Here is a 12,757-nt window from a genome sequence, read left to right as displayed (position 1 = left end):
CTACAGGCAATTGCTCTCTCTGTACCGTTTTTGATACTCGCTTTTCTTGTCTTCGATCAACGGGAACCTGCGAGAGGCCAGCTTGGATAAAAAGCAACAGATATAAAACGGACCCAGGCAACTCTTCATTTCCCGATGCAGCAGGTTATCTCTCATGAACGGTACCCCCATTTTCGCGTAAGGTGAAGTGGAGCCAAGCCATATCAGTATCAGCTTCATTTTACAAAAAGAAAGAGCCAGATGGAAAAGAAAGGAAGCTGTCCAGAAAAAGTGCAAAAAACTGAAAAATCCAAATTGACACAAGCTGGAAGGGTCTGCTATGATCACTTTATAAAGTCATTGGAAAAACAAAGGATGAGCTTATAAAATGCGCAGGACCGGAGACCTCAAACTGATTCAAGAACTAAATCGCTTTATTATACTCGATACAATCCGCCAGCATGGGCCCATCTCGCGCAGTGACATTGCCAAAAAGCAAGGCATCAGCCCGACTACGGTCACGTCGGCAGTCAACGAGCTGATTCGTGACGGCGTGGTAGCGGAGGATGGAACAGGAGAATCAAAAGGCGGCAGAAAGCCGATCATGGTGCGCTTTTGCCCCGATGGAAAGTTTTTGATTGGCGTCTCCATCACGAACACGGCGATCACCATCGCGGAAATGAATCTGGAGGCGGCGACCAAGCGCAAGCAAGTATATCCGGTCGGTCCTGGTCTTGTCAGCGATCGGATGGTGCAGTATGTACTGGACTCGATTGCAGACTTTTTGACACAGGCAGCGGACACAGAGCGTTGCTTGGGTATCTCCATTATCGCTCCGGGGATTGTCGACGCAGCGAGCGGAGTGATTCGCTTCAATTCCAAGCTGCGATTGACGGATGTTCCGTTGAAGGAGCTGGCTGAGCAGCGTTTCGGCATGAGTACGTGGCTCGACAACGACGCCAACGCGATTGCCTTGGCAGAGAAAAATTTCGGGGTAGGGATCGAAGCCGACAACCTGCTGTTCGTAACAGTGGGCGAAGGGGTAGGTTCAGGTCTTGTTGTAAACGGTTCCATTTTCCGGGGAAGCCGCGGGGGAGCTGGCGAGTTCGGGCACACGACCGTAGACCGCAGCGGCATGCGCTGTGATTGCGGCAACGTCGGCTGTCTGGAAAACTACGTCGCCTGGCCGGCGATCTACACAGGATTGCTGTCTGCGATTGCCCGCGGCAAAGAGACGCTGGTCCTGGAGCTGGCGGGTGGAGACATGACGCAAATTACGTTTGAAGTGTTCCGCCGTGCCTTGCAGCAAAAGGATCAGGTGTGCGAGGACATCGTAGAAGAAATCGCCGCGTATTTGTCCATCGGCATCGTCAACCTGGTCAATCTGTTCAACCCGAGCCTGATCATTTTGGGCGGGGAAATGATGCGCGACAATCAAGTGTTGTTTGAGCGCATCGAAAAGCAGGTGCGCGAACAGGCAATGGGCATTATGGTAGACGGGCTGGAATTCCGTCCGACAATGCTGGGAGCGGACTTTGAAGTCAAGGCAGCCGCTGCCGTACTGCTACAGGACGTCTTTCATTTCAGCCTGTAGTTCCTTTTTGAATACTTTGTTTTAGCATTGGAAAAAGAAAGATTGCATCGTACGGTGAAAGGGGGGAGCCGTGGAGGTCAAGACGCAGTCGTTTCAACTGAGTTGGGGGTAAAAAAAGAGGAGAACGTATGTCGAGGAGGGACTTCAGATGAAGAAGTTGGTTTCGTTGGCAATGGCCGCATTGTTGGTAGCGGTAGCAGGATGTTCCGGTGGCGGACAAAGTGCCACACCGTCAGATGGACAAAAATCAGGCGCCGCAACCGGAGAAAAGGTAACGCTTACTTACGCCCTCTGGGATAAAAACCAGATGCCGGCCATGGAGGAAATTGCAAAGAAATTCCATGAAGCGAACCCGAATGTTGACATCAAGATCGAGCTGACACCGAACAAACAGTATTGGACGAAGATGGAAGCGGCTGCGACTGGCGGAACTTTGCCGGACGTTTTCTGGATCAACGGCCCGCGGATCATCAAGTATGCGGCAAACGATGTGCTGCTGCCGCTCGATGAACAGATCAAGGCAGACGGCGTCGACCTTGGAAATTATCCAAAAGCGCTGGTTGATCTCTACACATACGACGGAAAAACGTTTGCATTGCCAAAAGATTTTGACACTATCGGGCTCTGGTACAACAAGAAGCTGTTTGATGACGCCAAAGTGCCATATCCGGACGAAACATGGGATTGGAACAAGCTGAAGGAAGCAGCGAAAAAGCTGACGGACGAGAAAAAAGGCATCTGGGGAATCGCGGCAGCGCCATACGGACAAGACAATTACTACAACACGATTTTCCAAGCTGGCGGCTCCGTCATTTCCGAAGACAGAAAGTCGTCGGGCTTTGACAAACCGGAAACGATCGAAGGCTTGAAGCTGTGGGTAGACATGATCAATGACAAAGTGTCGCCGTCTGCGGCGCAAATGTCGGAGACTGAATCGACGCAACTTTTCGAATCCGGGAAAGTGGCGATGGTTTACTCCGGGTCTTGGATGGCAAGCGCATTCAATGGCAACGAGTACACCAAAGACAAAGTGGACGTGGCCTACCTTCCTAAAGGCAAGGAAAACACGAGCGTTATCCACGGTTTGGGCAATGTGATCGCGGCGAACACGAAGCACCCGAAAGAAGCGTGGGAGTTCGTCAAGTACCTGGGCTCCAAGGAAGCGGCGGAGATCCAGGCAAGCAAGGGAGCGGCAATCCCGGCGTTCAACGGTACACAAGATACTTGGGTGAAATCGATGCCTAACTTTAATCTGAAAATTTTTATTGATCAGGCAGCTAACGCAAAAGCGTATCCGATCTCCAAGGACACCGCGAAATGGGCGAAGCTGGAGACCGATTACATGACCAAAGCATGGGCAGGTCAAATGAGCGTAGAAGATGCAGCGAAAGAACTTGCGCAAAAAATGAACGAGTTGCTGGCGCAAGAGTAGGGGTTTCTTTTTACGGATGGCTTCGTGTCGAGGACGGAGCCATCCCCTGTTACGAGCTTATTGTCAGGGGGGAATATTGCGATGAGCAGCCAACTTCAGCCAGAAGTGCATGCCGCTGCCCGGCCAAAACCAGCAAAGCCATTGAATCGCATGAAACGAAGCGACTGGTTGTGGGCGTATCTCATGATTGCGCCGACGTTGCTCGGTCTGGGTTTGTTCTACATATGGCCAGTCGTGCAGACTATTTATCTCAGCTTCACCAAATGGGGAGGCTTCGGCAAGTACAAATGGACGGGCGTGGACAACTATGTCCTGCTGTTCCAAGACCCGAACCTGTGGATCGCACTGAAAAACACGCTTATTTATACGGTTCTTGCAGTTCCAGCCAGTATCGCTATCTCCATATTAATCGCCGTCTTGCTCAACCAGAAAATCAAAGGCATCTCGTTTTACCGTACCTTGTACTTTTTGCCAGTCGTAACGATGGCGGCTGCCGTGGCGATGGTGTGGAGATGGCTGTACAATGCCGATTACGGCTTGATCAACTACTTGTTAGGGACAGTGGGGATACAGGGACCGCGCTGGATTTCCGACCCTGACATCGCTCTGTACGCTGTCATCATCGTTGCCGTCTGGAGTTCGATCGGCTACAACATGGTTATTTTCCTGGCGGGCTTGCAGGGGATTCCGCGCAGCTATTACGAAGCGGCGGAAATCGACGGAGCCGGACCTGTGCGGATGTTTTTTACGATTACATTGCCGCTGTTGACGCCATCGATTTTCTTCGTGAGCATTACTTCGCTGATTGGCGCGTTCCAAGTATTCGACCTGATCTACTTGATGATCGGCAAGCTGGGCAATCCGGCGGCTGAATCGACGCAGACGGTGGCGTACTTGTTCTTCACGAACGGCTTCGAATCAGGCAATGGCGGTTATGCAGCAGCAGTAGCAGTCGTGCTTTTGGTGCTGATCCTGATTGTTACCGCGATTCAAATGAAAATGCAGAAAAAATGGGTCCATTACGATTAAGCGAGCATGACTGGACAGGAGGAATGATCGATGAGTGTCCAAACAGGACGTAATCGGGTTGGCAAAAATCTTTTGATTCATCTGCTGCTGATACTAGGCGCTCTAGTAATGGTCGCGCCGTTTGTCTGGATGATCCTGACTTCGCTCAAAACGCTGGGTGAATCGACGCAGGTGCCGCCAGTCATTTGGCCGACGTCCCTGCAATGGGAAAACTACACGCACATTTTCGAAATGCTGCCTTTCTACGACTTTTACTGGAACACGATTTTGACTACAGTCGTGAAAGTCGTCGGGCAAGTATTCCTTTGCTCGCTTGCGGCATACGCGTTTGCCCGCATCGAGTTTCCGGGGCGCAACGCCTTGTTCATCGTCTTTTTGTCCGTCCTGATGGTGCCGGGGCAAGTGTTTTTGCTTCCGCAGTTTCTCATCATGAAGGAGCTTGGCTGGCTGAACACGCTCACCGCGTTGATCGTGCCAGGACTGTTCAGTGCTTTCGGAACTTTTTTGTTGCGCCAGTTTTTCATGTCATTGCCGAAAGAGCTGGAAGAGGCGGCAAAGCTCGACGGCTGCAATCACTTCCAAATCTACTGGCGCATTATGCTTCCTCTGGCGAAGCCCGGTTTGATCGCTTTGGCCATCTTCGTCGCCCTCTGGTCGTGGAATGATCTGATGTGGCCGCTGATCGTCAACAGCACGCCGGATAAAATGACGCTGTCGGCAGGATTGGCCTATTTGACAGGAGAACATACGAACATGACGAACTATCCGATTTTGATGGCTGGTTCTGTTCTCGCCATCTGGCCGATGATTATCGTCTTTATTTTCTTGCAGAAGCATTTTGTCGAGGGTATTACCCTAACCGGGTCCAAATAGCCATTTTCCCCTGAAGGAGTGAAAAACCACTATGCATCATGTTCTGGTAATCGGAGCAGGTACGATGGGAACTGTTCACGCAAAATCTTACGCTGCCATGAAAAACGTCGAGCTGGTCGGCATTGTCGACTTGCGCGGAGAGCGCGGCCGCGAGCTGGCAGCCGAAACGAATACGCAATGGTTTGCGAGCTACGATGAAGCCATGGAGAAGCTGGAGCGGGTAGATATCATTGACGTGTGTCTGCCGACTTACCTGCATAAAACGTATGTGCAAAAAGCTGCGGACGCAGGCAAGCACGTCATTTGCGAAAAGCCGCTGGCACGCAGCAAGGAAGAGGCGCAATCGATCGTTGACTATTGCAGCGAGAAAAACGTCAAGCTGTTCGTCGGCCATGTGCTGCGCTTTTTCCCTGAGTACGAGAAGTCCCGTCAACTGGTGAACGATGGCACGATCGGCAATGTCGGCGTGGCGCGGACGTTCCGTGGCGGTATTTTCCCGACGGCGTGGAATGACTGGTATGCGGATTACAAAAACAGCGGCGGTCTTGTGCTGGACATGATCATCCACGACTTCGACTTTTTGCGCTGGTGCTTCGGCGACGTGGAGCGCGTCTATGCGAAAAGCTTGCTTGGACGCGGCTTCGCCCGCATCGACTACGCGCTGGTGACGCTTCGGTTCAAAAGCGGGATGATCGCTCATGTGGAAGGGTCTTGGGCGCATGAAGGCTTCTCGATGAAAATGGAGCTGGCGGGAAGCGAAGGAATCATTCAGTACGATAGTGCAAAAGAAAAGCCGCTGATCGCCGTAAATCGCGCGAAACAGGCAGGTATGGGCGGAGTGGCTGTGCCGGAGAGTCCGCTGCGTGAAAATCCGTACTTCCGCGAGCTGAAGCATTTCATCGATTGCATCGAAAACGATCTCCAGCCGCGCGTGACGGTCGAGGATGCCGTGAAAGCAGTGGAAATCGCGCGAGCTGCGCTTGAGTCAATCGAAACGGGCAAACCCGTAACGCTAGTGTAGGAGGGGACCACATATGAAACTGGGAATCATCAGTGTCGCACATATGCACGCATACAGCTACGCGAATGCGATCGGGAAGCTTGCGGGCGTACAATTGGTCGGTGTAGCCGACGAGGATGAAGCACGTGGCAAGGAAGCGGCAGAAAAGTGGGGCGTACCGTTTTACCACGATTATCGCGAGCTTTTGGCAGCTGACGTCGACGCTGTCATCATTACTTCGGAAAATGCCAAGCATCATGAGCATACAGTAGCAGCCGCGAAAGCAGGCAAGCACATTTTGTGCGAAAAGCCGCTTGCGACCACGCTGGCGGCGGCCCAGGAAATGATTGAGATTTGCCGCGAGCAAGGCGTCATTTTGCAAACGGCGTTCCCTGTTCGCTTCCACCCTGCGGTTGTGCGGGCAAAACAGCTGGTAGAGCAAGGCAAGGTTGGCCGCATCATGGCGATCCGCGGCACGAATCGCGGGCAAAATCCGGGCGGCTGGTTCGTCGATCCTGCCAAGTCCGGCGGCGGCGCTGTTATCGATCATACGGTGCATGTCGTTGACTTGATGCGCTGGTTCATGGGTGTGGAAGTGCGCGAGGTGTACGCAGAAGTAGACAGCAAATTTTCGCCTACCCCGATTGACGACTGCGGCATTTTGACGATGGAATTTGAAAATGGCGTATTCGCCACGCTGGATTGCAGCTGGTCGCGCAACAAGACGTTCCCGGTCTGGGGCGACGTTACGATGGAAATCATCGGCACGGAAGGCACTATCTCGCTCGATGCCTTTTCGCAAAAGCTCGATGTGTACAGCAATGACAAAGGATTGAAATGGGTCAACTGGGGCGACGACATGGACAGCCAGCTGGTGAGCGACTTTGTTGCCAGCGTCCGCGAGAAAAAAGCGCCATCCGTAACAGGAGAAGACGGCATGCGCGCGGTCGAAGTAGCGCTTGCTGCCTACCAGTCGGCTGAATCGAAGCAACCGGTGGTCATTCGCTAACGGGGACGGTGGATCAATATGAGTATGAAGATCGGAATGATCGGCGTCGGAGGGATCGGCCAGCATCACCTGCAAGGCTTGCTCGCTGACGAACGAGTGAAAGTTACCGCTGTCTGCGATGTGAATCGGGAAGCAGCAATGTCCACGGCCGAGCGGATCGGTGCTTCCGGCTACACGTCCTGGCAGGAGCTGCTCACGCACGAAAAGCTGGATGCGCTGTTTGTCTGCGTCCCGCCTTTTGCCCACGAAGAAATCGAGGAGCAGGCGGCAGCAAAAGGGATTCACCTGTTCGTGGAAAAGCCGATTGGCCTCGATATGCACATAGTCGCGAAGAAACAGGCGGCGATGGAAAAAGCAGGGATTATTACCTCGACAGGTTATTGCCTGCGCTATCTGGATATCGTGCAGCAAGCCCGCGAGTATTTGGCTGACAAGCAGATCGCCCTGGTGCGCGGCCATTATTTGACCAAATTCGTGGAAACTCCGTGGTGGCGGCAAATGGGCAAATCGGGCGGCCAACTGGTCGAGCAGGCGACGCATACACTCGACATGATGCGCTTTTTGGCGGGTGACGTGGAAAAAGTATACGCGCAGATGTCTTTGCTCGTCTCGCAAGACATTGAAGGCATCGACATCCCGGATGTGTCTGCGGTCAGCATGGCCTTTTCCACAGGGGCGCTCGGCCATCTGGATACGTGCTTTATCCAGGCGGATCACCGGACAGGTGTAGAAATTTTGGGGAAACATTTCCGTGTGCTGATCGACGGCAGACAACTGACGATCACGGACGAGGCTGGTACGCGCACATTTGAGGCGACAGTAGATATGTACCGGGAACAGGATCGCGCTTTTGTGACGGCGATTGAAACCGGAGATACGAGCCTGATCTTGTCGCCATACGCCTCTGCGAAAAAGACGCTGGCAGTGACATTGGCCGCAAACGAGTCTGCGCAGTCCGGTGCACCTGTCATCATTTCGCACGATTAAGAAGGAGTGAGCAGCATGTCTTTTCAAAAAGGAATCAACGCTTGGTGCTTTCCGAAAGAAAGCCGCGCAGAACATATTTTTCAGCAAGCAAAAGAGTACGGGTACAAAGGCGTCGAGTTGAATCTCGACGAGGGAGACGCGCCCTTGCATCTGGAAATGACGGAGGGCGAGCTGGCGAAGCTGGCGCAACTGGCTCGCGAGTATGGATTGGAGCTGCCGAGTGTCTCGACGGCGCTCCTCTGGAAGTACCCGCTCACCCATAACGATGCGGAAGTGCGGGAAAAAGGCATCCAGGTCGTCGAGAAAATGATTGAGGCAGCAAGCGTTTTTGGAGCACGTACGGTTCTGGTCGTGCCAGGGCTGGTGACACCGGAAGTATCGTACGACACGGCGTATGAGCGGGCACGCGAAGCGCTCACACGACTGGCGAAAACGGCGGAAGCCAAGCAAGTGCATATCGGGATTGAAAACGTCTGGAACAAATTTTTGCTCAGCCCGCTGGAAATGGCCAGGTTGATTGATGAAGTGAACAGCCCGTGGGTGGGCGCTTACTTCGATGTCGGCAATGTGCTGCAATTCGGTTTTCCCGAGCAGTGGATTCGCATTCTCGGCAAAAGAATCCGGGCGATTCACGTCAAAGATTTCAAGACGACGACGGGCAACATTACCGGATTTGTGCCGCTTTTGGCTGGCGACATTCCGTGGGCGCGCGTGGCAGAGGCGCTGCGCGAGATCGGGTACAGCGGCTACATCATCCCGGAAATCTCGCCGTATGCCTACAAGCCAGAGCAGCTGGTCGCTTCGACCTCCGAGGCGCTCGACGCTATTTTCAAATAGAGAACAGACAGCGAGGATGTGAGTCACACGATGACCCAAGAGAAACCATATGCCATCGGGATTGACCTGGGAGGCACGAAAGTCATCGCCGCGATTGTCGACCAGAATGGCAGCATCCTAAGCCAAGCGAACGCTCCGACACAAAAAGAGGACGCGGCTGAGATTGTCATTTCGCGAATTGGCGATCTCGTCTCGTCCGTACTCGCGGACAGCGGTGTCGGCATCTCGCAAATACGCGGAATTGGAATTGCTACAGCCGGAATCATTGATACAAACCGGCAAATGGTCATTTTTGCAAGCAATTTGAACTGGAGCGATGTGGCGATCGGCGACAAGCTCGGCCAACGGTTCGGCGTTCCGGTGCAGCTGATCAACGACGCCAATTCGGCAGCCGTTGCCGAGTGGGCCTTCGGCAGCGCCAGCGGCACCGATGATCTCATCTACGTCACGGTAAGCACGGGAGTGGGCGCCGGGATCATCAGCGGAGGGCGGCTGATTACAGGCATTGGCGACAGTGCAGGCGAGTTCGGCCACATCTCGCTCGATCCGGAAGGGCCGCTGTGCGCTTGCGGGAACAGAGGATGCCTGGAAAATTACGTGTCGGGACTGGCGCTGGCAAAAATGGCGCAGGAACAGTTGCAAGCTGGCGCGGAAAGCTCCCTGCGAACCGTCTGCGAGGGCGAGCTCGGGCGCATAACGGCCAAGGAGATCGGCGAGCAGGCAGAGAGCGGCGATCCGCTGAGCATCAGCTTGATGAAGCAGGCAGGCTACTACCTCGGTGTCGGCCTGACCAACCTGATTCATCTGTTCAATCCGCAGGTGATCGTGTTCGGCGGAGGCGTCATGAAAAACGGCCGAATTTTGCTGGAGGAAGCAGAGCGGGTGATTCGCCAGCGCTGCATTTCCCGGATGGCGAGCCAGGCGACGTTCCAGTTCACCACGATGGGAGCAGAGGCGGGCGTGCTTGGCGCAGCCGGGCTGTATTTCCCTGCCGCACGCAAACAGGTAGCGGTATAGGTGTAGCAAACAAAACGAGTTGACAAGCCGCATAAAAAAGCCGACGGTTCCGCATGGACGTCGGCTTTTTGGCATGGCAGATGAAATCACGCTTTTGATTCGGGCAGGTAAGCTACGTAACCGATGCTGTCTGGCGAGTCGGCAATGCGTGTCTGTTTGGAAAAAGAACGGAGCGTCCACAAGATGTAGAAGTCGCCAAAGCTGCCGATCAGCATGACGATGCTCCACACGTACCAAAACAGCGATTGGAAAAAGTAGGCCAGGAAAAAGGGCAACACACCGAGCAGCAAAGCCGGCAGGGCGACAGCAAGCCGATAGCTGCCCACAGAGATCGGCTTCAGGCAGCAGGCGTAAACAACAAGCTTGCGCCACATTACCCCGAAGCGGATATCGGATGTAGCAACCTGGCGGCTGAGCATGAAGCCGACTCCGTGCACAGCTTCATGGACGATGATTCCGCCGAAAACGACTACAAAAAACAGCCCGATATCGCTGAGAGATACCGAGAACGTCACCGCCTTTTGATAGAAAAGCAAAGCGGCCGGAACAAACAGGAGAAGGCAAACACAAGCAAACAGGTTGGCTTTCCATGGTTGCAAGACGACTTGCTTTTGGACATAGTTCGTTTCCAATTTCAACCTGGCCTCCTCTGGTGATATACTTGTAGTATAGCGCGGCAAGCTGCAATAGTTCAAATTCAAGCTCGGAAAGCTTTCATGGATTTGGCCTTTCGACTCATATGGCTGAGGGTCATGATTCATGTATGATGAAATAGTGGTACGTACTGGTAAAAGCGGGTCAAAAGAAACAGAAAAAGCGGATGAGGGGTCGCGGTATGCAGGGGAAAAACAAACGGATCGTAGGGATAATAGCGTTGCTGGTCGTCTGCGCTTTGGGCTTTTGGGGCTATCGCGCGCTTATGCCGATCGCGCTGGCAGAAGGCTATTTGTACGCAGACCAGAGCCGGATGGTGTACGCCAAGGTGACGCCGGAACAGGAGCAACTCAACGTCGAAATCACGTTGTCCAAGCTGCTAGTCGAGGATACGGTTCCTCGCTTGCAAACAGAGACAAGCCTTTTTACAGGGACGCGGGAAGGCGATGCGCTGACGCTTCAGCCGAAGTCCGCATCTGCGGATAAGACGGCTGAGTCGGCTGGGCCGCTTCAGGCCAAGCTGAGTGCGGACGGCCTTTTGATTACAGGTTCACTCGCACAGGGAGAGCCACAGGAAACCAAGCTTGTTGCCAGCACAAACCAGGCTTACAGCGACAAGCTTGCCGCCTGGACGAAAAGCGTCGAGCTGGAAGCGGAGCAGAAGAAAAAAGTGTTGGCGGAGCAGCGAGCCAAGGAAGAGGCGCGGGTGGCTTTTGCGAACAAAGTCGTGCGGACGGAAAAGCTCGCGGCTGACTTGCAGGAGAGCGCGCAATATTTGCAGGAAATCCAGTTCGCAGACGAGATTCAATTTTCCAAAGACCAGGCGGCTGAGCTGCAAGGGTTGTTGGACGAGCTGACTACCTACTCCAAGCAGCCTAGTTTGAGCAAAATGGAGTATGACGTCATGGCCGGGACGCTCGGCAGCATGAAGGTGCTGGTCGACGGGATGGATGCGATGGACAGCACAATCGCCCAGAAGAAGCAAAGCATGCAAGACCTGATTGCCGTCCTGGAAACGGATATTAAGGACACGCAGACGGTTTGGGAAGAGATCAAGGCGAATGCTCCGGACGCGGCTAATCGCGAAAAAGCGTTGCAGGCGGCGATCAAGGCAGGCACCGACGCAATCGATCAGGCGAAGCAGCGGCTGGCTGCGCTGGAAAAAGAGCATGGCGGCGGCAAGACTGCTGCGAACAAGCTCTATCAGCAGGCGGCAAACGTGCTGCAACAGACCAAGGCCAAGTACGGCTTCTAAAGCGCGCAAACAGATCAAGTCCCGTTGTCTCGGTGCGGCTGTGCACCAGGGAACGGGCTTTTTTGCTGTTTTCAGATCGGTTTAATTGTATTATGCTTATTCGTATACACCAGCCAGTTGGCTTTGTCCGGGAGGTTTTTATGAACGTCTACCAAAATATCACCGAGCTGATTGGAAATACGCCTTGCGTTCGCCTGAACCGGATGGTTCCCGAGGGAGCGGCAGAGGTGTGGGTCAAACTGGAAAAGTTCAATCCGTCCGGGAGCGTCAAAGACCGCGCTGCTTACAATCTGATTGCCAGAGCGGAGCAGGAGGGGCTGATCAAGCCCGGGGATACGATTATCGAGCCGACGAGCGGCAACACGGGAATCGGTTTGGCGATGAACGCGGCAGCCAAAGGCTACAAGGCGATTTTGGTCATGCCTGATAACATGTCGAAAGAGCGGATCAACATTTTGAAAGCATACGGGGCAGAAGTCGTGCTGACGCCGAGTGAACAGCGGATGCCCGGCGCGATTGCCAGAGCGAAGGAGTTGCAGCAGGAAATCCCGGGCAGCTTCATTCCGCAGCAGTTTGAAAATGCGGCGAATCCGGACATTCATCGCATCACGACAGCCCGGGAAATTTTGGCCCAGACAAAAGGACAGCTCGATGCTTTTGTCGCGACGGCGGGTACAGGCGGGACGATTACAGGGACGGGCGAGGTGCTGCGCGAAGAGGTTCCCGGGTTGTACATCGCCGTCGTGGAGCCAAAAGGTTCGCCTGTTTTGTCGGGTGGCAAGCCGGGGCCGCACAAGCTGGTCGGCACAAGTCCCGGGTTTATTCCGCGCATTTTGAATACGGACATTTACGACGAGATCATCCAGATCGCCGACGAAGAAGCTTTGGACAGCATGCGCAAGCTCGCTGCGTGGGAAGGCATTTTGGTCGGCCCGTCGTCAGGAGCTTCTGTGTTTGCTGCGATCACGATTGCCAAAAGACTGGGCACAGGCAAACGGGTGGTCTGCATTGCGCCGGATACGGGGGAACGTTACTTGAGCATGAACTTGTTCTAGGAGACAGGCGACAAGCGAGAGCTGCTTTTCGATGGA

The 12,757-nt window shown here is 53.9% G+C and carries 12 protein-coding genes; 11 read left to right on the top strand and 1 reads right to left on the bottom strand.

Translation table 11 applies throughout. From position 1 onward, the window contains the following. Window positions 1-367: 367 nt before the first annotated feature. From IRJ17_RS23970 to IRJ17_RS23930, 9 genes are all read left to right on the top strand, one after another. Window positions 368-1,573 carry an ROK family transcriptional regulator gene (locus IRJ17_RS23970; RefSeq protein ID WP_122963194.1) on the top strand — a complete coding sequence of 402 codons (1,206 nt, stop codon included), beginning with the start codon at window positions 368-370 and terminating at the stop codon, window positions 1,571-1,573. A gap of 148 nt (window positions 1,574-1,721) precedes the next feature. Next, window positions 1,722-3,005 (top strand): ABC transporter substrate-binding protein, encoded by a 1,284-nt coding sequence (locus IRJ17_RS23965; protein ID WP_122963195.1) that lies wholly within the window; start codon window positions 1,722-1,724, stop codon window positions 3,003-3,005. A gap of 81 nt (window positions 3,006-3,086) precedes the next feature. Then, window positions 3,087-4,034, top strand: coding sequence for a carbohydrate ABC transporter permease (locus IRJ17_RS23960; protein ID WP_122963196.1), 948 nt, complete (start codon window positions 3,087-3,089; stop codon window positions 4,032-4,034). A 30-nt stretch (window positions 4,035-4,064) separates the two neighbouring features. Continuing rightward, window positions 4,065-4,907, top strand: a complete 843-nt coding sequence (locus IRJ17_RS23955) for a carbohydrate ABC transporter permease (protein WP_122963197.1) — start codon at window positions 4,065-4,067, stop codon at window positions 4,905-4,907. 31 nt (window positions 4,908-4,938) lie between these two features. Then, a complete protein-coding gene (locus tag IRJ17_RS23950) occupies window positions 4,939-5,928 on the top strand; it encodes a Gfo/Idh/MocA family protein (protein WP_173599782.1) in 990 nt (329 codons plus the stop codon). A gap of 13 nt (window positions 5,929-5,941) precedes the next feature. Beyond that, on the top strand, window positions 5,942-6,916 hold the full coding sequence (locus IRJ17_RS23945; protein ID WP_122963199.1) for a Gfo/Idh/MocA family protein: 975 nt from the start codon (window positions 5,942-5,944) through the stop codon (window positions 6,914-6,916). A gap of 18 nt (window positions 6,917-6,934) precedes the next feature. Beyond that, window positions 6,935-7,903 carry a Gfo/Idh/MocA family protein gene (locus tag IRJ17_RS23940; RefSeq protein WP_173599783.1) on the top strand — a complete coding sequence of 323 codons (969 nt, stop codon included), beginning with the start codon at window positions 6,935-6,937 and terminating at the stop codon, window positions 7,901-7,903. Window positions 7,904-7,918: 15 nt separating this feature from the next. Further along, the gene (locus IRJ17_RS23935; RefSeq protein WP_122963201.1) at window positions 7,919-8,740 is read left to right on the top strand and encodes a sugar phosphate isomerase/epimerase family protein; all 822 of its coding nucleotides are present in this window, start codon (window positions 7,919-7,921) and stop codon (window positions 8,738-8,740) included. 30 nt (window positions 8,741-8,770) lie between these two features. Next, a complete protein-coding gene (locus IRJ17_RS23930) occupies window positions 8,771-9,757 on the top strand; it encodes an ROK family protein (protein WP_122963202.1) in 987 nt (328 codons plus the stop codon). A gap of 86 nt (window positions 9,758-9,843) precedes the next feature. Here IRJ17_RS23930 and IRJ17_RS23925 read toward each other — a convergent pair whose 3' ends face one another. Beyond that, window positions 9,844-10,389, bottom strand: coding sequence for a DUF3267 domain-containing protein (locus tag IRJ17_RS23925; RefSeq protein WP_242772097.1), 546 nt, complete (start codon window positions 10,387-10,389; stop codon window positions 9,844-9,846). Window positions 10,390-10,592: 203 nt separating this feature from the next. On the opposite strand from IRJ17_RS23925, the gene IRJ17_RS23920 reads away from it, so the two are divergent. Both IRJ17_RS23920 and cysK read left to right on the top strand, forming a co-directional pair. Further along, window positions 10,593-11,666 (top strand): hypothetical protein, encoded by a 1,074-nt coding sequence (locus IRJ17_RS23920; RefSeq protein ID WP_173596244.1) that lies wholly within the window; start codon window positions 10,593-10,595, stop codon window positions 11,664-11,666. Between the two features lie 140 nt (window positions 11,667-11,806). Beyond that, window positions 11,807-12,721 carry a cysteine synthase A gene (cysK, locus tag IRJ17_RS23915; RefSeq protein WP_122963205.1) on the top strand — a complete coding sequence of 305 codons (915 nt, stop codon included), beginning with the start codon at window positions 11,807-11,809 and terminating at the stop codon, window positions 12,719-12,721. Window positions 12,722-12,757: the final 36 nt, after the last annotated feature.

This window comes from Brevibacillus parabrevis (genome assembly GCF_022701015.1).
In the GTDB taxonomy this organism is placed as follows: Bacteria; Bacillota; Bacilli; order Brevibacillales; family Brevibacillaceae; genus Brevibacillus; species Brevibacillus parabrevis.
Note: the sequence above shows the minus strand (reverse complement) of the source record. Positions and strands in the feature narration are given on the sequence as shown.

Bases quoted from the DNA above. Each gene is read 5' to 3' on its own strand.
- IRJ17_RS23970 (WP_122963194.1), top strand. From the start codon at position 368: ATGCGCAGGACCGGAGACCTCAAACTGATTCAAGAACTAAATCGCTTT.
- IRJ17_RS23965 (WP_122963195.1), top strand. From the start codon at position 1,722: ATGAAGAAGTTGGTTTCGTTGGCAATGGCCGCATTGTTGGTAGCGGTA.
- IRJ17_RS23960 (WP_122963196.1), top strand. From the start codon at position 3,087: ATGAGCAGCCAACTTCAGCCAGAAGTGCATGCCGCTGCCCGGCCAAAA.
- IRJ17_RS23955 (WP_122963197.1), top strand. From the start codon at position 4,065: ATGAGTGTCCAAACAGGACGTAATCGGGTTGGCAAAAATCTTTTGATT.
- IRJ17_RS23950 (WP_173599782.1), top strand. From the start codon at position 4,939: ATGCATCATGTTCTGGTAATCGGAGCAGGTACGATGGGAACTGTTCAC.
- IRJ17_RS23945 (WP_122963199.1), top strand. From the start codon at position 5,942: ATGAAACTGGGAATCATCAGTGTCGCACATATGCACGCATACAGCTAC.
- IRJ17_RS23940 (WP_173599783.1), top strand. From the start codon at position 6,935: ATGAGTATGAAGATCGGAATGATCGGCGTCGGAGGGATCGGCCAGCAT.
- IRJ17_RS23935 (WP_122963201.1), top strand. From the start codon at position 7,919: ATGTCTTTTCAAAAAGGAATCAACGCTTGGTGCTTTCCGAAAGAAAGC.
- IRJ17_RS23930 (WP_122963202.1), top strand. From the start codon at position 8,771: ATGACCCAAGAGAAACCATATGCCATCGGGATTGACCTGGGAGGCACG.
- IRJ17_RS23920 (WP_173596244.1), top strand. From the start codon at position 10,593: ATGCAGGGGAAAAACAAACGGATCGTAGGGATAATAGCGTTGCTGGTC.
- cysK (WP_122963205.1), top strand. From the start codon at position 11,807: ATGAACGTCTACCAAAATATCACCGAGCTGATTGGAAATACGCCTTGC.